General features: G+C 59.5%; 21 protein-coding genes. 5 read left to right on the top strand and 16 right to left on the bottom strand.

Translation table 11 applies throughout. The annotated features are described in order from the left end of the window. Window positions 1-9 precede the first annotated feature (9 nt). The 3 genes from sdhA to sdhC are packed head-to-tail and all read right to left on the bottom strand — an operon-like array spanning window position 10 to window position 2,534. A complete protein-coding gene (sdhA, locus tag ACQRAX_RS02625; RefSeq protein WP_045188782.1) occupies window positions 10-1,782 on the bottom strand; it encodes a succinate dehydrogenase flavoprotein subunit in 1,773 nt (590 codons plus the stop codon). A gap of 3 nt (window positions 1,783-1,785) precedes the next feature. Continuing rightward, window positions 1,786-2,154, bottom strand: a complete 369-nt coding sequence (gene sdhD, locus ACQRAX_RS02630) for a succinate dehydrogenase, hydrophobic membrane anchor protein (RefSeq protein ID WP_028945358.1) — start codon at window positions 2,152-2,154, stop codon at window positions 1,786-1,788. Then, window positions 2,148-2,534, bottom strand: coding sequence for a succinate dehydrogenase, cytochrome b556 subunit (gene sdhC / locus ACQRAX_RS02635; protein ID WP_174446946.1), 387 nt, complete (start codon window positions 2,532-2,534; stop codon window positions 2,148-2,150). The genes sdhD and sdhC overlap by 7 nt, the downstream gene beginning before the upstream one ends. A gap of 350 nt (window positions 2,535-2,884) precedes the next feature. Here sdhC and gltA point away from each other — a divergent pair, with 350 nt between their 5' ends. Beyond that, entirely contained in the window at window positions 2,885-4,174 is a 1,290-nt protein-coding gene (gltA, locus tag ACQRAX_RS02640) for a citrate synthase (RefSeq protein WP_412038337.1), read from the top strand. 160 nt (window positions 4,175-4,334) lie between these two features. Here the strand turns inward: gltA and ACQRAX_RS02645 are convergent, their stop codons facing one another. The 9 genes from ACQRAX_RS02645 to ACQRAX_RS02685 all read right to left on the bottom strand — a co-directional run bounded on the left by ACQRAX_RS02645 (window position 4,335) and on the right by ACQRAX_RS02685 (window position 11,324). Then, complete coding sequence (locus ACQRAX_RS02645; RefSeq protein WP_412038336.1) at window positions 4,335-4,940, bottom strand: START domain-containing protein; 606 nt, start codon at window positions 4,938-4,940, stop codon at window positions 4,335-4,337. A gap of 32 nt (window positions 4,941-4,972) precedes the next feature. Then, window positions 4,973-5,227: a YkgJ family cysteine cluster protein gene (locus tag ACQRAX_RS02650; RefSeq protein ID WP_045188788.1), complete on the bottom strand. Its 255-nt coding sequence runs from the start codon at window positions 5,225-5,227 to the stop codon at window positions 4,973-4,975. Window positions 5,228-5,363: 136 nt separating this feature from the next. Continuing rightward, window positions 5,364-5,831 carry a translation initiation factor 2 gene (locus ACQRAX_RS02655; RefSeq protein WP_412038335.1) on the bottom strand — a complete coding sequence of 156 codons (468 nt, stop codon included), beginning with the start codon at window positions 5,829-5,831 and terminating at the stop codon, window positions 5,364-5,366. Between the two features lie 60 nt (window positions 5,832-5,891). Continuing rightward, window positions 5,892-7,337 carry a PLP-dependent aminotransferase family protein gene (locus tag ACQRAX_RS02660; RefSeq protein ID WP_045188789.1) on the bottom strand — a complete coding sequence of 482 codons (1,446 nt, stop codon included), beginning with the start codon at window positions 7,335-7,337 and terminating at the stop codon, window positions 5,892-5,894. A gap of 200 nt (window positions 7,338-7,537) precedes the next feature. Then, window positions 7,538-8,329: an OmpA family protein gene (locus ACQRAX_RS02665; RefSeq protein ID WP_412038440.1), complete on the bottom strand. Its 792-nt coding sequence runs from the start codon at window positions 8,327-8,329 to the stop codon at window positions 7,538-7,540. A gap of 14 nt (window positions 8,330-8,343) precedes the next feature. Next, a complete protein-coding gene (locus ACQRAX_RS02670; protein WP_412038334.1) occupies window positions 8,344-8,697 on the bottom strand; it encodes a DUF4398 domain-containing protein in 354 nt (117 codons plus the stop codon). 9 nt (window positions 8,698-8,706) lie between these two features. Further along, window positions 8,707-9,531 (bottom strand): substrate-binding periplasmic protein, encoded by an 825-nt coding sequence (locus ACQRAX_RS02675; RefSeq protein ID WP_412038333.1) that lies wholly within the window; start codon window positions 9,529-9,531, stop codon window positions 8,707-8,709. A 113-nt stretch (window positions 9,532-9,644) separates the two neighbouring features. Then, the gene (locus ACQRAX_RS02680) at window positions 9,645-10,574 is read right to left on the bottom strand and encodes an electron transfer flavoprotein subunit alpha/FixB family protein (RefSeq protein ID WP_412038332.1); all 930 of its coding nucleotides are present in this window, start codon (window positions 10,572-10,574) and stop codon (window positions 9,645-9,647) included. After that, entirely contained in the window at window positions 10,575-11,324 is a 750-nt protein-coding gene (locus ACQRAX_RS02685; protein WP_009396278.1) for an electron transfer flavoprotein subunit beta/FixA family protein, read from the bottom strand. Between the two features lie 545 nt (window positions 11,325-11,869). On the opposite strand from ACQRAX_RS02685, the gene ACQRAX_RS02690 reads away from it, so the two are divergent. Beyond that, entirely contained in the window at window positions 11,870-13,534 is a 1,665-nt protein-coding gene (locus ACQRAX_RS02690; protein ID WP_412038331.1) for an electron transfer flavoprotein-ubiquinone oxidoreductase, read from the top strand. A 62-nt stretch (window positions 13,535-13,596) separates the two neighbouring features. On the opposite strand, the gene ACQRAX_RS02695 is transcribed toward ACQRAX_RS02690, so the two are convergent. Further along, window positions 13,597-14,907, bottom strand: a complete 1,311-nt coding sequence (locus ACQRAX_RS02695; protein ID WP_412038330.1) for an MFS transporter — start codon at window positions 14,905-14,907, stop codon at window positions 13,597-13,599. A gap of 106 nt (window positions 14,908-15,013) precedes the next feature. After that, a complete protein-coding gene (locus ACQRAX_RS02700; protein WP_412038329.1) occupies window positions 15,014-15,499 on the bottom strand; it encodes a histidine kinase in 486 nt (161 codons plus the stop codon). 361 nt (window positions 15,500-15,860) lie between these two features. On the opposite strand from ACQRAX_RS02700, the gene ACQRAX_RS02705 reads away from it, so the two are divergent. The 3 genes from ACQRAX_RS02705 to ACQRAX_RS02715 are packed head-to-tail and all read left to right on the top strand — an operon-like array spanning window position 15,861 to window position 20,411. Further along, complete coding sequence (locus tag ACQRAX_RS02705; RefSeq protein ID WP_412038328.1) at window positions 15,861-17,039, top strand: efflux RND transporter periplasmic adaptor subunit; 1,179 nt, start codon at window positions 15,861-15,863, stop codon at window positions 17,037-17,039. Beyond that, window positions 17,040-19,007, top strand: a complete 1,968-nt coding sequence (locus ACQRAX_RS02710; RefSeq protein WP_412038327.1) for a MacB family efflux pump subunit — start codon at window positions 17,040-17,042, stop codon at window positions 19,005-19,007. It abuts the gene before it with no gap. A 3-nt stretch (window positions 19,008-19,010) separates the two neighbouring features. Further along, window positions 19,011-20,411, top strand: a complete 1,401-nt coding sequence (locus ACQRAX_RS02715) for an efflux transporter outer membrane subunit (protein WP_412038326.1) — start codon at window positions 19,011-19,013, stop codon at window positions 20,409-20,411. A gap of 55 nt (window positions 20,412-20,466) precedes the next feature. Here the strand turns inward: ACQRAX_RS02715 and ACQRAX_RS02720 are convergent, their stop codons facing one another. Beyond that, window positions 20,467-22,089, bottom strand: coding sequence for a twin-arginine translocation signal domain-containing protein (locus ACQRAX_RS02720; RefSeq protein WP_412038325.1), 1,623 nt, complete (start codon window positions 22,087-22,089; stop codon window positions 20,467-20,469). Window positions 22,090-22,220: 131 nt separating this feature from the next. Beyond that, window positions 22,221-23,639: an aspartate aminotransferase family protein gene (locus ACQRAX_RS02725; RefSeq protein WP_412038324.1), complete on the bottom strand. Its 1,419-nt coding sequence runs from the start codon at window positions 23,637-23,639 to the stop codon at window positions 22,221-22,223. Window positions 23,640-23,709: the final 70 nt, after the last annotated feature.

Below are 23,709 nucleotides of genomic sequence, written 5' to 3' on the forward strand. Positions count from 1 at the left end.
GACCACCCCTTAGTAAGTCCGGACTTTTGGCTCGAACGCCGGTACGGTTTTCGGCGCGAAGTTGACGGCGCGCTTGGCAACGCGCTTTTCGCCCGGGAAGTACAGGGTGTGGCACAGCCAGTTTTCGTCGTCACGGTCTTCGAAGTCTTCACGGGCGTGAGCACCGCGCGACTCTTTACGTACTTCTGCGGCAATTGCCGTCGCCTCAGCGACTTCCAGCAGGTTCTGCAGTTCCAGCGCTTCGATACGCGCGGTGTTGAAGGCCTGGGACTTGTCGTTGATCTTGACGTTGGCAATACGCTCGCGCAGCTGAGCCAGTTGCTCGATACCCTTCTGCATGTATTCGCCAGTACGGAATACACCGAAGTAGTTCTGCATGCAGCTTTGCAGCTCGCGACGCAGGGTAGCCACGTCTTCGCCGGTGTTGCGCTCGTTGAGCTTGTTCAGACGGCTCAGGGCAACATCGATGTCGGTGTCGCTGGCGTCGAGGTATTCGATACCGTCGGTCAGCGCTTTTTCCAGGTGCAGGCCAGCAGCACGACCGAAGACCACCAGGTCGAGCAGCGAGTTACCACCCAGGCGGTTGGCACCGTGAACCGATACGCACGCCACTTCACCCACAGCAAACAGGCCTGGGATGATCTGGTCGACGCCATCGGCGTCCTGAGTCATTGCCTGACCATGAATGTTGGTGGCAACGCCGCCCATCATGTAGTGGCAGGTTGGAACAACCGGAACCGGTGCGACAACAGGGTCAACGTGAGCGAAGGTCTTCGACAGCTCACAGATGCCTGGCAGACGGCTGTGCAGGACTTCTTCACCCAGGTGGTCAAGCTTGAGCATCACGTGGTCGCCGTTGGGGCCACAGCCGTTGCCGGCGATGATCTCTTTAACCATGGAACGGGCCACAACGTCACGACCGGCAAGGTCTTTGGCGTTAGGCGCATAGCGCTCCATGAAACGCTCACCGTGCTTGTTGATCAGGTAACCGCCTTCACCACGGCAACCTTCAGTAACCAGTACACCAGCGCCGGCGATGCCGGTCGGGTGGAACTGCCACATCTCGATGTCCTGGACCGGAACGCCTGCACGCAGGGCCATGCCGATACCGTCACCGGTGTTGATCAGGGCGTTGGTGGTGGAGGAGTAGATACGGCCTGCACCGCCAGTGGCCAATACGGTGGCCTTGGCTTTGATGTACAGGGTTTCGCCGGTTTCGATGCAGATTGCGATCACACCAACGAATGCGCCTTCCTGGTTCTTCACCAGGTCAACCGCGTAGTACTCGTTCAGGAACGTGGTGCCTGCTTTCAGGTTGCCCTGGTACAGGGTGTGCAGCAGCGCGTGACCGGTACGGTCGGATGCAGCACAGGTACGGGCGGCCTGGCCACCTTTACCGAAGTCCTTGGACTGGCCACCGAATGGACGCTGGTAGATACGGCCGGTTTCGGTACGCGAGAACGGCAGGCCCATGTGGTCCAGTTCAAAGACCGCAGCAGGACCTTCCTGACACATGTATTCGATAGCGTCCTGGTCACCGATGTAGTCGGAACCCTTGACGGTATCGTACATGTGCCAGCGCCAATCATCGTTCGGGTCAGCCGAAGCGATGGCGCAGGTGATGCCACCCTGGGCCGACACGGTGTGCGAACGGGTCGGGAAGACCTTGGTGATCACGGCAGTCTTGTGACCGCCCTGAGCCAGCTGCAGCGCAGCGCGCATACCGGCACCGCCACCACCAACAATGATGGCGTCGAATGAAATCGTAGGAATGTTAGCCATGAATCAGATACCCCAGAGAATCTGCACACCCCAGACGAAGTACGCGAACATCGCGACACCACATACCGCCTGGAACAGGAAACGTACGGCAGTCGCCGACTTGCCCAGCGCCATCGGCGTCAGGTAGTCGGTAGCAATGGTCCACATGCCGACCCAGGCGTGAGCGCCCAGGGCAACCAGTGCCAGCAGACTGAAAATACGCATCGCGTTGTTGGAGAACAGAGCGTGCCACTGGGCAAACTCGATGCCCGGGTGCGCGACCAGGTATCCGATCAGGAAAATGAAATAAGCCGCGAGAACGACCGCAGAAACGCGCTGCGCCATCCAGTCATAGAGGCCCGAACGCGAGAGGTTCGTGACATTAGTTACCATATCCAAACTCCTGCCAGCACGATCACCACCACAGAGACGGCGATGATAATTTTCGAGCCCAGTCTTCCGCCTTCCAGCGTCTCACCGATGCCCATGTCCATGATCAAGTGGCGCACACCGGCTACCAAGTGATACAGCAAGGCGGACAGGAGGCCCCATGCCACGAATTTGGCCAGCGGACTGGTCAAGCATGCCTTCACCTCGGCGAAACCTTCCTCCGAACCCAGGGATTTGCCCAATGCATAAAGCATGATGCCAAGGCCCAGGAAGAGGATGATGCCGGAAACACGATGAAGAAATGACGTAACGCCGGTAATGGGGAGTTTGATGGTCCTTAGGTCTAGGTTTACAGGTCGTTGGCTTTTCACGGCTTTTTTCACACTGAAGAGCCCCTAGCAAGCAGGGCAAAGTTGTTGGTAAGTGTACTGGTCAGGTACCCACCACCCAGGGAGTGACGACCCCAGCAACACGGGCTTGCAAGCCCCTGGCGGTCGGGGGCCGATTATAGACAGTTAGGCTACTAATGACAACGCAAGCCCCTAGCCCAAATAGCGCATTGCCTTTAGCGCATAAAAGGCGTAAACGGACGGCAATTTCGAGGAAAAACCACGCCCAAAGCCCTTTACAACCGTGCTTTAGGCAAATTGACATTCGAATTTATCTCACTATAGTGGTGCGGGCCCTGCGTGGGGGGTCTGTCTGATGATTTCAAGCATTAATAGGAGGCCACATGGCTGACAAAAAAGCGCAGTTGGTCATCGAGGGCGCAGCCCCCGTCGAGCTGCCCATTTTAACCGGCACCGTTGGTCCCGATGTTATCGACGTTAGAGGGTTGGGGGCCACGGGTCACTTCACTTTCGACCCTGGTTTCATGGCGACCGCATCGTGCGAGTCGAAGATCACTTATATCGACGGCGACAAGGGTATCCTGCTGCACCGCGGCTATCCGATCGAACAGCTCGCTGAAAAATCCGATTACCTCGAGACCTGCTACCTGCTGCTCAACGGCGAACTGCCGAATGCCGAGCAGAAGGCCCAGTTCGTCAGCACGGTAAAAAATCACACCATGGTGCACGAGCAGTTGAAGTCCTTCTTCAACGGCTTCCGCCGCGACGCTCACCCAATGGCCGTCATGTGCGGCGTGGTTGGCGCCCTGTCGGCGTTCTACCATGACTCGCTGGACATCAATAACCCGCAACACCGCGAAATCTCTGCGGTGCGCCTGGTCGCCAAGATGCCGACCCTGGCAGCGATGGTGTACAAGTACTCCATGGGCCAGCCCATGATGTACCCGCGCAACGACCTGTCGTACGCGGAAAACTTCCTGCACATGATGTTCAACACGCCGTGCGAGATCAAACCGATCAGCCCGACGCTGGCCAAGGCAATGGACCGGATCTTTATCCTCCACGCCGACCACGAACAGAACGCCTCGACTTCCACCGTGCGCCTGGCAGGCTCCTCGGGTGCCAACCCGTTCGCCTGTATCGCTGCAGGTATCGCCGCACTCTGGGGCCCGGCTCACGGCGGCGCCAACGAAGCTGTGCTGACCATGCTCGATGAAATCGGCGATGTCTCGAACATCGACAAGTTCATCGCCAAGGCCAAGGACAAGAACGATCCGTTCAAGCTCATGGGCTTCGGTCACCGCGTTTACAAGAACCGCGACCCTCGCGCCACCGTGATGAAACAGACCTGCGACGAAGTCCTGCGCGAGCTGGGCATCAAGAACGACCCGCAGCTGGAACTGGCCATGCGCCTGGAAGAGATCGCCCTCACCGATCCGTACTTCATCGAGCGCTCGCTGTACCCGAACGTCGACTTCTACTCGGGGATCATCCTCAAGGCGATCGGCATTCCAACCAGCATGTTCACCGTGATCTTTGCCCTGGCGCGCACCGTCGGCTGGATCTCGCACTGGAAAGAAATGCTCTCCAGCCCGTACAAGATTGGCCGTCCGCGCCAGCTGTACACCGGCTACGAGTCGCGCGACATCACCAAGCTGGAAGACCGCAAGTAAGCCCTGGGCTGAACACGAAAAAAGGCTGCCCCCGGGCAGCCTTTTTTATTCCCACTGGCTAGCGCATTCCCTGTAGGAGCCAGCTTTCCCGGCGATGGGTCGCAACGCGACCCTACAGTCGCTCAATCATCACTAAACTGGCGATCTGTACCCCTTCGATTCAAGGCCTCTCGGCCTTCGCCTTCAATGCCTTCAAGGTATTGAACGGCGCATCCACCACAAACTTGTTCGCTACCATCGACGGAACACTACCACCTGGCTCAGTGTGAACCTGATAAGTCACCTCGGTGCCGCCGTCTTTAGGCACAAGCTTCCAGAAGCCTTCAACCTTGGCGACACGCACAAAGCCCTTCTCTTCAGGCAGGTAGGTCGGCACGCCTTCAAGCTTGCGGGTCAAACTGCCATCGGCGGCCTGCGTGGTGGTGACGTGCAACACCGAATCGCGAGCAGTAACCGGCCATGGCGTATTGAACTGAGTGTAGGTCCAGCTCTGATCACCTTCACTCTTGAGCAGCTTTTGCGACTTGCACTCATGAATCCAGGCACACGCCCCGGCAACGTCTTCCTGCAGGGCCTGGACCTTCGCCAATGGCGCCTTGATCAGTGTTACCCCGCGATAAGCCTTATAGTCGGAACCGGCAACATCACTCAGGGATACCTTGACCCCCTCCTCTTCCTTGGCCACCTTCCAGTCTTCGGCATACGCCAGCGGCACCAGCATGGCGCTCAACCCGAAAACCACTGCAATTTGCTTAAACGATCCCATGCTCTTGTTCCTTATTGTCGAAGATCCACGATTCAAGCCGCCGTCATTTGCTCCAGCCACCCGATGATCCTGATCGCCTCATCGCGATCACTGCCGCACACCTCCACATCCGCCTTGAAGCCACCACACACTGCAGGTCGCTCGGGCTTGCCGAACAGATCACAGAGATTGGCGACCGACAGATGCAAACAGCGCTCCCCCGCCGGCTTGCCCTTGGGCATGCCAGGAATCGGTGAGCTGATGGAGGGCGCGATGCAGCAGGCGCCACATCCTTCACGGCAATTCATGACAACAGAATCCTCGGTGCAGCAAAGCAACAAATGATGAAAGAACCCGAATAGTACTCGGTTAAACGATCGTTTGAAATTATTCGCAGGATGAAAACTCAACTGAACGGCGATGACCGGCAGGTCAGCGCAACGATTACTGCTTGAACTCGAATTCGATGGCAGCGCCTTCGATATCCTGGCGAGCATCGTTACGCAACTGCAGTTGCATTTCGTTACTCAGCAACCGGCCGTTTAGCTGAAAAGGGCTATCGGAGGGCGGACTTTCGCCAAACAGGTGAGGCAACAGAGGCTTGGGCGTAGAGACTGGGTCCTGGCTCGCAGGCTTAAGGTCTTTGACCATGTCTGCCGGCAGTCGTAGATCCACTGCGGCAGCTGGCAAGGGCTCCGGGGCAGCTTTAGCCGTCTTTTTTCGGACAGGTTTGGCAGGTGTTTTCTTTCTGACGGCTGTCGACTTGACCTGCTTGTTCCTGTCGGACGGCTTGGATTCCACCGCTGCGCTGGCGGGCTTGCTCGATTGCGCAGCAGGTGAAGTCTGGGCCAACACACTCCCGGCGCCAACCAGCAGAGCCAGCAGCAGGCCTACCCGAAACGAGGCTTTCATAGACACCCGCAATCACCACAAAGATGCATATGCTCCTCGCTCGGATGAAGGCTGGCAAGCCTAGAAGAAGTTTGCCGCCCCCGACTCCTGACACAGTTGGCTGGCCAACATGCCCAGGGTCATCAACGCACGCTCCGCCTCACGGTTCCAGGGAATGCCGCAATTTAGGCGTATACAGTGGTTGAACTGCTCAGTATTACTGAAGATTAGCCCCGGAGCGATACTGATCCCCTGCTGCAGCGCTCGCACATGAAGCTCCTGCGTGTTGACCCGACCCGGCAGGCTCACCCAAAGAATGAAGCCGCCTGTGGGCCGAGTCATCTGCGTACCTTCGGGAAAATGCTGCTGCACCGCCAGCTGATAGGCACTGAGGTTTTTCCGGTATTCCTGGCGGATATAGCGCAGGTGCCGGTCATAACCGCCATTTTCAAGGTAAGCGGCAACCCCCATCTGCGTCACACTACAGGCCGAGTGCGTGGTAAAGGTCTGCAACCGCTGGATTTCCGCCTGGTATTTACCGGCCACCATCCAGCCAATGCGCACACCGGGCGACAAGGTCTTGGAAAAGCTCGAGCAATAAATCACCCGCCCCAGACGATCAAACGCCTTCAGTGCCTTGGTCTTACCCTGCTCAAACATCAGTTCGCCGTAGATATCGTCTTCGACAATCTGAATATCGAAGTCCGATGCCAGGCGTAGCAGCTGCTTCTGGCGATCTTCCGGAATGGTGCCGCCGAGCGGGTTGCTCAGGCGCGCGGTCAACACCAAGGCCTTGATCGACCACTGATTGGCTGCAAGCTGCAAAGCTTCCAGGCTGATACCCGTGGACGGATCACTGGGAATTTCGATGACTTTGAGGCCCAACAGATCAGCCAGTTGCAACAAACCATAATAAGTGGGTGATTCGGCGGCGATCAGATCCCCCGGCTTGGTCAACACCCGCAACGACATCTGTAGCGCATCGACGCAGCCGTGCGTGACGACCACCTCACTTGGATCGACCACCACCCCGGCGTCCCGCATGCGGATAGCGATTTGCCGACGTAAGGGCTCAAAACCTGGGCTGAACATATAGCTGAAGGCCCGCGGACTGTGGAAGCGGGTGACTTTGGCCAATTGCTGGTGCAGCGCCCGCACCGGCAAGTAATCGACATGCGGTACTGCGGCACCAAAGGGAAACACACCGTCGCGGCGAGCTTCGGCCAGCACCTGCTGGATGATACTGCTGCGGGTGACCAGACCTGGCCGCTCGACACGCGCGATATCCGGGGTTTGCGCGGTCAGCGCCGGGGTCTGATGCACATAGTAGCCAGACTGCGGTCGGGCACGGATCAGGCCCTGGTCTTCCAGATTGGCGTAAGCCTGCAACACCGTGGCATGACTGACATTGAGCTGCGAACTCATCTTGCGCACCGACGGTACCCGCTCACCCGGCTGATAGACACCACGGCGAATATCTTCGGCCAGTTGCTGGGCAATGCGCTGATAGAGCAGCAGGTTGGTCATGATCGGTTCTCGACACGCAGGCAATGTAGTTATTTTTGTACGACTCGATATTCAAGCCAGAATACCGGAACAGTTGCAAAGTGTACTGGGACAGATTGCAGAATAGTCGACAATACAGTTGCGTGACAGCCCCCATCGCCTTTCATAAGCCATAAAAAAGCCCGGTGAAGGTCACTTCACCGGGCTTTAAAGGACCCGCTTCAGCGCGCCGCGCCAAGCTTGCCCTTATCGTCGGAAAAGACAATTTCAACCCGACGATTCTGCGCCCTGCCCCGCTCGGAGGCATTGGCTTCAACCGGATACTGATCGCCATAGCCCTCGACCTGAATCCGCTTCTCGTCGACGCCCAGGTCAACCAGCATATCGGCAACCGCCTGAGCCCGGTCACGGGACAACTTGAGGTTATCTTCCGAAGCACCCGTACTGTCGGTATAACCTTCGATGCGCACGATACGCTTGGGATTGAGCTGCAGGAACTGCACGAGCTTGAGCACAGTACGGCTGGCTGAGTTTTTCAACTCAGCACGACCGGTATCGAACAACACATCGCCCAAGGTCATGACCAGACCACGATCCCCCTCGCTGGTGGCCAGGCTGACAATTTGCGCCTCCACCCACTTGCCCTGCTGCTGCACACTGGCGAGCTTGGCTTCGCGTAGCGCCAGTTGCAGACGCTGACGCTCGAGTTCGAGTTTGGCCAGGCGCTCCTGATTGAGGACCAGATTGCTGTGCTCACGCGCGATGTCACTGTAGCGCTGACTCAGGTAGGCATAGTGGCGCACATCGGCACCGGTGCCCAGGTAGCTGGACAGGCGATCAGCCCGGGCCAGCGACTCACCGGCACGAATGACATCGCGTGGCGCACTGCGCAGCACATCGGAATCGTCCTTAACGGTCTGGAATTTGGCTGTCGCTTCATCCAGCGCCGTCTCGCTGCGCTGGCTGGCACAGCCCTGCAGACCGACGAGCCCGAACAGTAGCAAAGCGGCCATTGGCTTGATCGAACTCACGGCTGTTCTCCCAACTGTTTACGCAGGCGATTGACCCGCGATTGCAGCAGGTTCAACTGCTCGTTGCTCTTGCTGGTCAACACCCGCGCCTCGGCCAGACGGGCGTCGAGCTCTGCCTGTTCAGCGCGCATGCGCGCATCGCGATAGGCCTCATTGCTCATGTTGGCCTGAGCCCGGGCCATTTTACCTTCAGCCATCTTCAGCTCTGCGATCTCATCGGTCGCGCCCACGGCCTTGGCTTGGGCCAGGGCCTGCTCAGTCAGACGCATCTGCTCAGTGGGTGCCGGATCATTGGCACATCCGGCCAGCGCCAGCAGCGCCAGGGCTGCAAATAGTGGTTGGATTCTCACACAATCTTCCTACTGTTTAGGGGCATCCAGCGGCACCTGCATCTGCGCTTTCCAGCGCTCGATATTGCGTTGCAGCACCGCCTGAGACACGCCGGAGGCCGGCAATTCTGTCAGCTTTTTCGCCAGTTGTCCGCGTATCCAAGGATCATTGCAGGCGGAATTATGCGACAGCGCCAAGTACAAGCCGGGGCGATCCAAAGGCAAGCCACGGGCCACCAACTCATTGCTCATGCCCAGAGTCTGGGCCATCGCCATCCCTGAGTAACGCCCGGCCAATACATAGTCCACTTGACCGAGCAAAAGTTTCTGGAAGGCTTGGGTCAGGTTCTGCGCTGGCGCCAGCTTGAGCTGGGTTTTGGCAAACGACTCGAATTCAGGGGTCAGTCGTGCCTTTTCCGACAGGCTGCCCTGACGCTCATGCAGGTCAGCAAGCCCTTCGTAGACCAGCGGAGAATCATGCCGGGTCCATACCAGGTACTCGTTATGCATCAGCGGCGGATGCACGTAGTCCATGGTCGTCAGTTCGGTGGCCAGCAGTGGCGAGTCGACAAGCATGTCAACGCGTCCGCTGCGTACCTCCGCCAGGGCGTCGCTGCGCTTGCCGCTATAGAGGATCTCGATTTTCACCCCGAGCTCGGCAGCGACCTGATTCAGTAAATCAGCATTGGCGCCGATCAAGTGCTTGGGATCTTTCGGGTCACGCCATAGAAAAGGCGGCGCATCAGGACTGCCGGTGGCCACCAGGCGCTCGCACCTGCCCACCGCCATTACCTGCGACGGCAGTAACAACGCCGCAACCACCAGCGCCGCATTCACTCGGCCAAGCCATCCCATGCAACCGACTCCTTACCCGCCATCTGAAAATAAAAAAGCCCGGCCCCGGGGTTGCACAAGACTGGCTTGCACAACCCGCCCGGACCGGGCCCTTTATAAGTGAAGCCGCCGGATTAAACCAGCTTCTCCAACTCAGGTACGGCTTCAAACAGGTCAGCGACCAGGCCGTAATCAGCCACCTGGAAGATCGGCGCTTCTTCGTCCTTGTTGATCGCAACGATCACTTTGGAGTCTTTCATGCCGGCCAGGTGCTGGATCGCGCCGGAGATACCAACGGCGATGTACAGCTGTGGCGCAACGATCTTGCCGGTCTGACCGACCTGCATGTCGTTGGGTACGAAACCTGCGTCGACCGCAGCGCGCGAAGCGCCGACGGCAGCACCCAGCTTGTCGGCCAGGGCGTACAGGTGTTTGAAGTTGTCACCGTTCTGCATGCCACGGCCGCCGGAAACGACGATCTTGGCAGCGGTCAGTTCAGGACGATCGGACTTGGCCAGCTCTTCACCAACAAACGAAGAGATGCCAGCGTTGTGGGCAGCGGCGACGGCTTCAACAGCAGCCGAACCACCAACAGCTGCAACAGCGTCGAAGCCGGTGGCGCGGACGGTGATGACCTTGACGGCAGCATTCGATTGCACGGTGGCAATGGCGTTACCGGCGTAGATCGGACGCTTGAAGGTGTCAGCCGATTCAACCGAAATGATCTCGGAAATCTGGTCGACGTCCAGCAGCGCAGCAACGCGCGGCAGGATGTTCTTGCCGTTGGAGGTAGCCGGTGCCAGCACGTGGCTGTAACCCTTGCCCAGTTCAGCTACCAGCGGCGCGATGTTCTCCGGCAGTTGGTGAGCGTAGGCGGCGTTGTCGGCAACCAGCACCTTGGCGACGCCAGCGATCTTGGCAGCCGCTTCAGCGACGCCACCGACGTTCTGGCCTGCAACCAGCACGTGAATGTCGCCACCGACCTTGGCGGCAGCCGCTACGGTGTTCAGGGTAGCCGGGGCAACGGCACCGTTTTCGTGTTCAGCGATAACCAGGATAGTCATTTAGATTACCTTCGCCTCGTTCTTCAGTTTCTCGACCAGTTCAGCAACCGACTTGACCTTGATACCCGCGCTGCGAGCCGCAGGCGCTTCGACTTTCAGGGTCTTGTTGGTGGAGGCGGTGGAAACGCCCAGCGCGTCTGGAGTAACGGTCTCCAGCGGCTTCTTCTTGGCCTTCATGATGTTCGGCAGCGACGCGTAGCGCGGCTCGTTCAGGCGCAGGTCGGTAGTGACGATCGCTGGCAGGTTCAGCGCAACCGTCTGCAGGCCGCCGTCGATTTCACGGGTAACGTTGACCTTGTCGCCAGCCACTTCAACCTTGGAGGCGAAGGTGCCCTGAGCGAAACCGGTCAGCGCCGCCAGCATCTGGCCGGTCTGGTTGTTGTCGCTGTCGATGGCTTGCTTGCCAAGGATCACCAACTGAGGCTGTTCTTTGTCGACCACAGCCTTGAGCAGCTTGGCTACGGCCAGCGAGGTCAGCTCTTCAGCGGATTCGACCAGTACCGCACGGTCAGCACCCAGTGCCAGGGCAGTACGCAACTGCTCCTGAGCAGTGGCCGGGCCGACAGTAACGACGACGATCTCGCTCGCTACGCCCTTCTCTTTCAGGCGCACGGCTTCTTCTACGGCGATTTCGCAGAAGGGGTTCATGGACATCTTGACGTTAGCAAGGTCGACGCCGGAGTTGTCCGCCTTGACGCGAACCTTGACGTTATAGTCGACCACTCGTTTGACAGCTACAAGAACCTTCATGGATTCCTCGTTACTCTCCGGTGAAAAGAATGTCGCCTGGGGCAAACCTGGCGATTGCGCGTGGGTACAAGGGCACCTCTAAAAACGATTGCAGCCGATAGAATTTAACTCTGACCCAGCAGTCTCAATTCGACCTTGTAGCAACAAAACCCTTAAGTCATTTTCTGTCGTGGTGTGTAAACTCCACTACAAAGCGGGTTAAGGCCTAGCTGCCCGGCTTTTCGCCAGGTTTTTAGGGGTGCACCTGCATCCGACGGTCAGCCTACGGCGAGCGCAAAACCGCTCGTATCTTGACCGTAACGCCTAATCCGGTCAATACGGCAAATCGGTCAGATTCACGCCGTGCGTCTTTGATTTTACTGGCCTGCGGCAAATTCAAACAAACGTTTGTATTGGACCCCGCGAGTGGTGTAGATATAATGCGCGGCCAAGAGAAAGCGGTGTAGTCCGTCATCGCTCAAGCTACAGCTTGAGCGCCCTGAAAAATGACCGCCTGACACCCGCCAACAAAGAAAAACCGATGAGCCTTGAGTAGGAGAGAACCTGTGGAACGCGAATACATGGAATTCGACGTGGTCATCGTCGGCGCCGGCCCGGCGGGCCTGTCCGCCGCCTGCCGCCTGAAGCAGAAGGCCGCCGAAGCCGGTAACGAAATCAGCGTTTGCGTGGTTGAGAAAGGCTCGGAAGTCGGTGCCCACATCCTCTCCGGCGCAGTCTTCGAACCGCGCGCCCTGAACGAACTGTTCCCGGACTGGAAAGAGCTCGGCGCGCCACTCAACACCGCAGTCAAACGCGACGACATCTATGTGCTCAAGGATGCTGGCAGCTCGGTCAAGGTCCCGGACCTGTTCGTGCCAAAAACCATGCACAACGAAGGCAACTACATCATCTCCCTGGGCAACCTGTGCCGCTGGCTGGCGCAACAGGCCGAGAACCTGGGCGTGGAGATCTACCCAGGCTTCGCCGCTCAAGAAGCCCTGTTCGACGAGAACGGTGTAGTTCGCGGCATCATCACCGGCGACCTTGGTGTCGACCGTGAAGGCAACCCGAAAGAAGGCCTGTACACCCCGGGCATGGAACTGCGCGGCAAATACACCCTGTTCGCTGAAGGCTGCCGTGGCCACATCGGCAAGCAGCTGATCAAGCGCTTCAACCTCGACAGCGATGCCGACGTGCAGCACTACGGCATCGGCCTCAAGGAAATCTGGGAAATCGACCCGGCCAAACACGAGCAAGGCCTGGTGGTGCATACCGCTGGCTGGCCGTTGGATGTCATGGCCAAGGAGAACACCGGCGGTTCCTTCCTCTATCACTTGGAAAACAACCAGGTAGTAGTCGGTCTGATCGTTGACCTGTCGTACAGCAACCCGTTCTTGTCGCCGTTCGACGAGTTCCAGCGCCTCAAGCACCACCCGGTGATCAGCCAGTACCTCGAAGGCGGCAAACGCATCAGCTATGGTGCCCGTGCCCTGGCCAAGGGCGGTTTGAACTCGCTGCCGAAGATGGTCTTCGCCGGTGGCGCCTTGATCGGCTGTGACCTGGGTACCATGAACGTGGCCAAGATCAAGGGCAGCCATACGGCGATGAAATCCGGCATGCTTGCCGCCGATGCCGTCGTCGAGGCGCTGCTGGCCGGTAACGAAGGCGGCGATCAGCTCAACAGCTATGTCGACGCGTTCAAGGCCAGCTGGCTGTACGAAGAGCTGTTCGCCAGCCGCAACTTCGGCCCGGCTATGCACAAGTTTGGTCCGATGCTGGGCGCAGCGTTCAACTATGTCGACCAGAACTGGTTCGGCGGCAAGCTGCCGTTTACCCTGCACGACACCAAGCCGGACTATGCCTGCCTGAAGCTGGCGGCTGATTCGAAGAAGATCGACTACCCGAAACCGGATGGCAAACTCAGCTTCGACAAGCTCAGCTCGGTGTTCCTCTCCAGCACCAACCATGAAGAAGAACAACCTTGCCACCTGAAGCTGACCGACGCCGGCATCCCGATTGGCACCAACCTGCCGCTGTACGATGAACCGGCCCAGCGCTACTGCCCAGCCGGTGTGTACGAAGTGGTGACGCAGGAAGACGGCAACAAACGCTTCCAGATCAACGCGCAGAACTGCGTGCACTGCAAGACCTGTGACATCAAGGACCCTTCGCAGAACATCACCTGGGTAACGCCGGAAGGCGCAGGTGGTCCGACTTACCCGAACATGTAAGTCAGCGCCGACTAAAAAGCCCCCTCGCCTTCACGGCCAGGGGGCTTTTTGTTGCCACGGATTTAACAGCGAACGGCTTCATCCTCGAAGGTGATTGCCTCACGTGCACCAAAGTACATCGCCGTCAACAATCCGACCGTGCCCATGATCAACGCGAAACCCACACACACCCAAGGGCTCCACGGCATCAGCGCAATCAGCATCAGCGGCGTGGTACTGGCCCACAGCGCGTAGGCGATGTTGTAGGTGAAGGAGATCCCCGACACACGAATCGCCGCGGGAAACAGGCTGACCATTACCGAAGGGACTACCCCGACGACACCGCAGGCCAATCCAGCCAAGGCATAGGCAATTCCAGGCCACTCCCAGCCTGTCACCAGACTGGCATAAAGTGCGCCGATTCCCAGCGGCAGCAGCAGGCTGTAGAACATCAATGCACGCCAGGCGCCAATTCGATCAACCAGCAGGCCGGCCAGAACACAGCCAATATTAAGGAAGACGATACCCATGCTGCTCAATGCGAATGTATAGCCGGCGCTCATGCCAAAGCGTTGCTGCATGACCGTCGGGGTGATCACTACCAACACCACCACCGCCGAGGTCAGCACACAGGTCAGCAGTACGGCCGGGGTCAGCGCCCGTCGATGCTCTCTCAAGACTGTACGCAAAGGAAACGCCACCGGCTGCTCGCGACGTTCGCGTAAGGCCAGAAACACTGGGGTTTCACTCAGCCAGCGGCGCAGCCACACGCCTACCACCCCAAACACACCACCGAGCAGAAACGGCAAGCGCCAGGCGTAATCGAGAATCTCCTGCGCGGTAAACAGCTGCGCCAGTGCAGTGGCCGTCAAGGCGCCAAGCAGATAACCGAAGGTCAGCCCCGCCTGGAGAAAGCCCAGGGCGTACCCTCGCCTGCCTGCCGGCGCATGTTCAGCGACAAAAACCCAGGCACTGGGTACTTCACCACCCACCGCAGCACCTTGAAAAATACGCAGCGCCAGTAGAATCAACGGAGCGAAGTAACCGATCTCGGCATAGGTTGGCATCACGCCAATCAGCAGACACGGCAAGGCCATCATCAGAATGCTCAGGCTGAAGACCTTTTTGCGGCCCAAATGGTCGGCAAAGTGCGCCATCAGGATTCCACCCAGCGGCCGCGCCAGATATCCGGTGACGAAGATCCCGAAGCTCTGCAACAAGCGCAGCCACTCAGGCATTTGCGGCGGGAAGAACAACTGGCTCAGGGTCAGGGCGAAAAACACGAAGATAATGAAATCGTAAATTTCCAGCGCGCCGCCCAAAGCCGCCAGGCTCAAGGTCTTGTGGTCACTGCGCGTCAGGCGAATCGTCGGCGCAGGCGTGGTGGCTGTCATAGGGCTATCCGTCAATCGGTGGGCATCAGCGCGCATGCTGGCGCGCCTGGCGAACGCAAGAGGATAGCAAAACACACCCCAAGGGTGCGCCGACAGATGCCGCAACTCAGGATTGACGGGAGAACACTGATTGGGCGAACCCCATACGCCGCGGCGGATAGCCTGGATGAGAGACCCGGACGGAAACATCAGGCAGTTGGCCGATGACTTTCGGCGCATCAATGATCGACATGAACGTCTGCATGGTTTCGTTATCCGGCACCTTCGGCAGACTGAGGTTCACCGCCTCGCGCTGGCTATTGGGGATAGCCGGTACTTTCAGATGTTGGGACTGGTACAGCAGAGCATGCTGAATCTGCGTATTGACCCGGCAAAAACGCTCGAGGTCGACCCCGACATGGTTTGCCAGGTCGATATTGCCGACCAATAGGTTGAACGGGAGTAACGCACCTTGGACCAGACGCTGCAGGTCTTCAAAGGACTCGACCGGTGCGATGCGGTAATAGCCCATGCCATTGAGCATCTTCTCCAGCTGCAGTAACTGCATGGGGTGCTCGTCGGCAATCAGGATCCGCATTGATTTGTTCGGCATCGTCGATGACCAAGGCTTAGCAACGTTAAAGACATTCCTTGACCATACTGCGCCAATAACTCAACTACAGGCTGATGGCGGGCACTTCGCCAGATTAAGGGTCTGTATTGATAGTTGTCGGGAAACCCGCAGAAATCAAGGACAGCCACTACGGAATTTTCACATCCGGCACACGATCTCCAACTATTGGCAAGCAGATCAAGCTACAAGGCCATTACTCGCCACGACCTGATCCTCTGCTCAACCCTCCCCGTCACGGTAAATTCCGCCGCGAGTCTCTCGTTTACTGGAAGCCTTCCGTGTCTGTCGTGTATGCCGACAGCGTGACGCCACGGCCCAACCCCTTTGGCTGGAACCCTGCATGAGACGTCCTCCGATCCAACGCCGCCTGCTGTTCTGCGGGCTTGGCTTGCTCAGCCTGAGTGCCCTGCTTGCCTGGAAAACCCTGCCCGCCGCTGGCGACTCACTGAGCACCGTTAGCGTCACGCGCAACGATATCGAAAGCAGCGTGACGGCACTGGGCACCCTGCAACCTCGACGTTACGTGGATGTCGGCGCCCAGGCTTCCGGACAGATACGCAAACTGCATGTGGAAGTCGGCGATCAGGTCAAGGCTGGCCAGTTGCTGGTCGAGATCGACCCTTCAACCCAGCAGGCCAGGCTTGATGCCGGACGCTTCTCGATCGACAACCTCAAGGCCCAGCTCGCCGAACAACAAGCCCAATACCTGCTCGCCGAACAACAGTACAAGCGCCAGCGTAATTTGGCCGCCGGCGGTGCCACCCGTGAGGAAGATGTGCAGAGCGCCCAGGCTCAGCTCAAGGTCACCCAGGCGCGCATCGACATGTACCGCGCACAGATCCGCCAGGCTCAAGCCAGCCTGCGCAGCGACGAGGCCGAATTGGGCTACACACGTATTTATGCGCCGATGTCTGGCACCGTGGTGGCCGTTGATGCCCGCGAAGGCCAAACCCTCAACGCGCAACAGCAAACACCGTTGATCCTGCGTATCGCCAAGCTGTCGCCGATGACCGTCTGGGCCGAGGTCTCCGAAGCCGACATCGGTCATGTCAAACCGGGCATGTCGGCCTACTTCACCACCCTGGCCGGCGGCAAGCGCCGCTGGACCAGCACGGTACGACAGATTCTGCCGATTCCACCCAAGCCTCTGGATCAATCCACTCAGGGCGGCGGTAGCCCAGCCAGCGCCAGTGGCACTGGCAGTGGCGGCAAAGTGGTGCTGTACACGGTACTGCTGGACGTCGACAACCCCGATAACGCCTTGATGGCGGAAATGACCACCCAGGTATTCTTCGTCTCCGGCCGGGCCAGCAAAGTGCTGACGGTGCCGGTGGCGGCGCTGGACGACGATGGCAGTGACGAGCGCATGCGCATCGCTCAGGTACTCGACGCCAGCGGCAAAGTCGAACAGCGCCAGGTGCGTACCGGGCTCAGCGACCGCCTGCGGGTACAAGTGCTCGAAGGCTTGAATGAAGGCGAACGGTTGTTGATCGGCGCCCCTGCCGCCAGCGGAGGTTGAATGAACACGCCGCTAATTGAACTGCGGGAGATCCGCAAAGCCTATGGTGGGATCGACACCCCGAAAGTTGAAGTGGTGCGCGGCATCAGCCTGGCCATCCATCCGGGGGAGTTCGTTGCCATCATGGGTGCCTCCGGCTCCGGCAAGTCGACCCTGATGAACATCCTCGGTTGCCTGGACCGCCCAACTTCAGGTGAGTACCTATTCGCGGGCAAAAACGTCGCCGACCTGGACAGTGACGAACTGGCTTGGCTGCGTCGCGAAGCCTTCGGGTTCGTGTTCCAAGGCTATCACCTGATTGCCTCGGGCTCAGCCCAGGAAAACGTCGAGATGCCGGCCATCTACGCCGGCACCCCGGCAGCCGAACGCCATGCTCGGGCTGCGGCCCTGCTCGAGCGCCTGGGGCTTGCCAGCCGCACCGGCAACCGTCCGCATCAACTCTCGGGTGGTCAACAACAGCGGGTGTCGATTGCTCGCGCACTGATGAACGGCGGCCATATCATTCTCGCCGACGAGCCCACAGGCGCCCTGGACAGCCAGAGCGGTGCCGAAGTCATGGCGTTGCTCGATGAGTTGGCCGCCCAGGGCCATGTGGTGATCCTCATCACCCATGATCGCCAGGTTGCGGCACGGGCCAAGCGCATCATCGAAATTCGTGACGGTTTGATTGTTAGCGACTCGGCCACCGCCCCATCCAGCCAGCACAACAATGCCCCAGGGTTACAGGCCGAAGACCTGCGCCAGCGCCTGGATCGCGGCGCGACTCACACCGGCGCCTGGAAAGGCGAGCTGCTCGAAGCGCTGCAAGCGGCCTGGCGGATCATGTGGATCAACCACTTTCGCACCGCCTTGACCCTGCTCGGAATTGTCATCGGCGTCGCTTCGGTGGTGGTTATGCTTGCCGTCGGCGAAGGCAGCAAGCGTCAGGTCATGGCCCAGATGGCCGCTTTCGGCTCCAACATTCTCTACCTCAGTGGCAGTGCGCCGACCCTGCGCGAGCCGGCCGGGGTCATCACCCTGGACGATGTCGCTGCGGTGGGCAGCCTGCCGCAGGTAAAAATGATCATGCCGGTCATCGGCAACAAGCTGATGGTGCGCTATGGCAACAATAACCAGCAGTTCTATGTCGGTGGCAACAACACCTACTTTTCTGAGATTTTCAACTGGCCGGTGGTCGAGGGCAGCTTCTTTACCGAAGCCGACGAGCAAGCCGCGGCCGCCGTCGCGGTGATCGGCCAGAAGGTCAAAGAAAAGCTCCTCGGTCATCAAGTCAATCCAATCGGGCAGTACATTCTGGTCGAGAACGTGCCCTTCCAGGTGGTCGGCATCCTCCAAGGTAAGGGCGCCAGCTCCGGCGATCAGGACAGTGACGAGCGCATCGTGGTGCCCTACTCCGCTGCGGCCATTCGCCTGTTCGGCAGTCGCGACCCGGAGTACGTGACCATCGCCGCGACCGACTCACGCCGGGTCGGCGAAACCGAAGCGGCCATCGACAAACTGATGCGCAAATTGCACCACGGCAAGCGCGATTACGAACTGAGCAACGATGCGGCGCTGATCCAGGCCGAGGCACGCACGCAGAACACGCTGTCGCTGATGCTCGGCTCGATCGCAGCGATTTCGCTGCTGGTCGGCGGCATTGGGGTGATGAACATCATGCTGATGACAGTACGCGAGCGCACCCGCGAGATCGGTATCCGCATGGCCACCGGCGCTCGGCAGCGCGACATCCTGCGTCAGTTCCTCAGTGAAGCGGTGCTGTTGTCGATGGTCGGTGGTGTAACCGGTATTGCCCTGGCCTTGTTGATTGGCGGCGGCCTGCTGCTTGGCAACATCGCCGTAGCCTTTTCCCTGACGGCCGTGCTTGGCGCCTTTGCCTGTGCAGTGGTCACCGGGGTGGTGTTCGGTTTCATGCCAGCACGCAAAGCTGCCCGCCTCGACCCGGTCAAAGCCCTTACCAGCGAATAATCAATGAACCTGCCCAGCCGTCTCAGTGTGTTGTCCATCAGCCTGTTCATCGCTGCCTGCAGCAACGGCCCTCCATCCACGCAAAGTGACCTGCAGGCACCGGCAGCATGGCAAGGCCAAACCGCCACGTTTGATCAGGCACTGCCGCAGCAGGACTGGTGGCAACAATTTTCCAGTGCCGCGCTCAATCAGTTGATCGAGCAAGCCCGGCGCAACAACTTCGACCTCGCTGCAGCCGCCGCCCGGGTCCGCCAGGCCCAGGCCTCGGCAATGATCGCCGGCGCACCGCTGCTGCCAGAAGTCAAGTTTGGCCTGGATGGCAGTCGCCAGCACTTGCTGCACGGCAATGGCTTCGACCAACTCGACAGCAGTGCCAGCGAGCGCACCAGCACCTCATTCAATACCCGTCTAAGCGCCAGCTACGAGGTCGACTTCTGGGGTGGCAAGGCCGCCGCCCACGACAGCGCCCTGTTTACCCTGGACGCTAGCCGTTTCGACCGTCAGACGGTCGAGCTGACCCTGCTCAGCGGTGTCGCCAACAGTTACCTGCAAAGCCTGGCACTGGCTGAGCAAGTGCGCATTGCCCACTTGAATCTGGCTAACGCCGAAGACGTGTTGCGCCTGGTACAAACCCGCTACGACTCAGGCTCAGCCACCGCACTGGAGCTGGCCCAGCAACGCAGCCTGGTCGCCGCTCAAGCGCGCCAGGTGCCGTTGTTCGAACAACAATTGCAGGAAGCGCGCATCACCTTGGCGACCCTGCTCGGTGAACCGGTGCAGAGGCTGGCACCGATCGAAGAAAGCATCAGCGCCGTACGTTGGCCGGAAATCGGCAGTGGCGTACCGAGCGAGCTGCTCAGCCGTCGCCCAGATATCGCAGCCGCCGAGGCGCGCCTGGCCGCCGCCCAGGCTAACGTCCAGGTGGCGCGCGCGGCGATGCTGCCGAGCCTGACCCTCGGTGCTGACCTTCGCTCTGGGGATGATACCTTCGCCGACATCCTGCGTAGCCCCTTCTACACCCTGACAGCAGGCCTGGCTGCACCGATCTTCAACAACGGTCGTTTGCGTGCCGAACGCGACAAGGCCCGTGCTCAGCAGGAGGAATTGCTGGAGAGTTATCGCGCCAGCATCATCGCCGGCTTTGCTGACGTCGAGAAGGCCCTTAACGGTATCAGCGGTGTAGACCAGCAGCGTCAATGGCAGGACCAGGAAGTGGAACAGGCCCGCATCGCCTTTACCCTGTCAGAAAGTCGCTACCAGGCTGGCGCCGAAACTTTGCTGACTGTGCTGGAAACGCAGCGCACGCTGTACCAGGCGCAGGACCAACAGGCTCAGCTGCACTTGGCGCGCCTGCAAGGTAGTGTGGCGTTGTACAAGGCGCTGGGCGGCGGCTGGAGCCTGTAGGTACAACCTTCTCTGCTGTAATTGCCGTCTTGTCCGTCACCGGACAAGACGGCAATTACAGGCTGATTCCACGCAAAGACAAGTGCCGTGCATACCAAGGTCGTTGCGGCACCCTGCGGACCAGGTCGCCGATGTTATCGTCTTCACCGAAGGTGATACGCAGCGCCAGCTTCATGGTTTCCACATCCATCTCTACCGACTTGCCAGGGAAGGTCCCAGGCACAGTGCTACAACCATGGGTCACCGGCCCCAGCCAAGGATCCTGAACCTCGACCCAACGTCCCGGAGCAAACCATTTCACCCCATTGACTTCAAGCCTGCGCACCTGACCGGGGTTGTGCCGTTCATGGGCGCGGTACCAGTCTTCGACACGGTCGTCGATCCAGCCATGAAAGCCCCAGAACACCGGGTTCACATGGGACGAAAACGGATCACCCAGAAAGTCATTTTCGGCCGCAAACCAGCGCGCAGCGAAATCGGCCGGATCGCGGGCAAAGGGTACCGGCGCGCCGTTGACCGGATCTCGCGGCACCGAAGCCCAGCACATGTGCAGCCAGTCGTGCAGGTTCATCTCCAATTCCGAGCCGAACGCCCCCAAGGTCAATTTCGACAGGTAGAGAGGGTCCTGATACTGAGACTCCCACACCTGGAAGTTGCTGCAGAACGTTTCGCCTGCCTTGATCGCCGACACCCACACACCGTAGGCATCATCACCAGGGGCTTGCCAGGTCGGCGGCACGCAATTGCCATCATGGTTATCGAAGTAGCGGGCAAAGCCTTGGCGATCCAGTTCGACGTTAGGCTTGGGCAACGGAAAATGAGTCCAGGACGGCAGGTCCTGCAGGCTGCGCACAGTTTCGAGCATATGCCGATGCATGAACAGAAAGTCGACCCCCGAGCCATTGCGATGCTTGCGCGGCCCACGGGCGTCGCGCTCGTGATCACGAGGTCCGGGTTGCCAGCCCAAACCACGCAAGGCGCCTTTCTTTTCATCAGCCAAGCGATGCCACTTGTCGCGGGTCGCATGCCAGAGCTGGTGGAACAGACGGTGTTCAGGGCTGATCAGCCAAGCCTGTAGTTGCGGGGTATAGGGCAAACGCTCACGGGCTTCAGGAAACAGGCGCTTGACTGCGACAAAGTGGCTGTCAAGCAACGGTAATGCCATGGACCGACTCAGTGGCTGCAGGCGGCCGCTCAAGGTCCCGCTGCCAGCATTGGCAAAACTGCCCCAGACTTCATCCAGGCTGGCGACGCATTCGTAGTCCATACCGCCCTGATTGCTCAACAAGCGCCAACGTACTTCGGCGCTGGATGCACCCACCAAGTCTCCCACAACCCGATAAGCCACGCCCCCCGGCCCCTCAAGGCGGCTTTGTTCGTCGACAAAGCCACGCAGCCCGCGCCCCTTGGTGGCAACGTCCAAGTAGAGCTGTACACCCTGTTCGGGTAATCCAGCCATTCCAGCCTGACTGCCTTCAAAGCGCAGGTCCCAAACGCCACGCAGCTGATCCGCCAGTTGTTGGCCGGCGACGTCGGCCAGTTCGACACTGGCCTCACCCGGGGTAACGATATCGTTCTCGGGATCATGGGTCAGTTCGTTGTGCGCGTAATAGACTGCTGGCACCGCAGCACCCGCTACTGCCAGACCTGCGATGAATCCTCGCCGCGATATCGTCATTGTCCTACCCGTGTCCGCCATAAAGCAGGCTTTATCCCAGCTAGGACGTATGCTGGAGGGGAAAATTTAAGGTACAGAGCGAGGTGGTGCACTCGCTTTGTGTGGGCGCTGGCCTTGCCAGCGACCCGCAGTTACGCGCCGAGAATGGCCACAGCCGCTGTCAGCGCCCGCGCAAACCGCGCAGCCACTTCATCCACCTGGTCAGCAGTGATCACCAACGGTGGTAAAAAGCGCACGACTGCGCCCTGACGGCCACCCAACTCCAGAATCAGCCCTCGCTTGAGGCACTCGCGCTGAACCAACGGAGCCAACTGTGGGCAGGCAGCCGGATGACCCTGGGCATCTTTGGCACTGGCTGGATCGACCAATTCAACGCCCAGCATCAAACCACGACCACGAATATCACCCAGCTGCGGGAAATCTTCCTGCAGACGGCGCAACTGCCCGCTCAGTCGCTCGCCCATGGTTTGGGCATGCGCGCACAGGTCGTGGTCTTTGATGTACTTCATTACCGCAGAACCTGCGGCCATGGCCATCTGGTTGCCGCGGAACGTTCCGGCGTGGGCACCCGGCTGCCAGGTATCGAGCCACTGGCGATAGACCACCACCGCCAACGGCAAGCTGCCACCGATAGCTTTGGACATCACCACCACGTCAGGGAGGATACCGGCGTGTTCAAACGCAAACATTTTCCCGGTACGGGCAAAGCCACTCTGGATCTCATCGACGATCAAGGCAACACCGGCCTTTTCGGTAATTCGCCGCACTCCCCGCAACCATTCCAGATCAGCCGGAATCACCCCGCCTTCACCCTGCACGGCCTCGACGATCACCGCCGCCGGCAGTTGCACACCACCCTCCGGATCGTTGAGCAGGTTCTCCAGGTAATGCAGGTTGACCTTGACCCCCGCCTCGCCCCCCAGGCCAAACGGGCAACGGTAGTCGTAGGGATACGGCAGGAACTGCACGCCATTGCTCAGCAGGCCCGCCAATGGTTTTTTCGGCCCCAAGCTACCCATCAGGCTCAGCGCACCTTGCGACATTCCGTGATAAGCACCCTGGAACGACAGCACGGTGCTGCGTCCGGTGGCGGTGCGCACCAGTTTCAGCGCCGCTTCCACAGCGTCGGTACCCGTCGGCCCGCAGAACTGAATCTTCGCCTCTTCACGCAGGGCTTGTGGCAATAGCCCGAACAGGTCCTGAACGAATTGATCCTTGACCGGAGTGGTCAGGTCGAGGGTGTGCAGCGGCAGCTCGTCGGCCAGCACCTGCTGAATCGCCTCAATCACCACCGGATGGTTGTGCCCCAACGCCAGGGTCCCGGCTCCGGCCAGGCAATCGATGAACTGACGCCCTTCGATATCTTCAACATACAGACCACGGGCTTTTTTCAATGCCAGCGGTATACGTCGCGGGTAGCTGCGGGCATTGGACTCTTGCTGCTTTTGACGGGCCAGCAAGGGCGACTCTTCGAAGTGATAAAGCACCTCACCGGCGTCCACGTCTGCGGACACCGGCAATGGTTGGGCAAGGTTGATAGCGACTGACATCGGGGAAAACCCTCGCAAGCAAGCGGATGTGCCCGGCACGCGCCTGTAAGCAGATGTGTGTCGGGTTGTT

The sequence above is a fragment of the Pseudomonas sp. UM16 genome, from assembly GCF_050312595.1.
Classification (GTDB): Bacteria; Pseudomonadota; Gammaproteobacteria; order Pseudomonadales; family Pseudomonadaceae; genus Aquipseudomonas.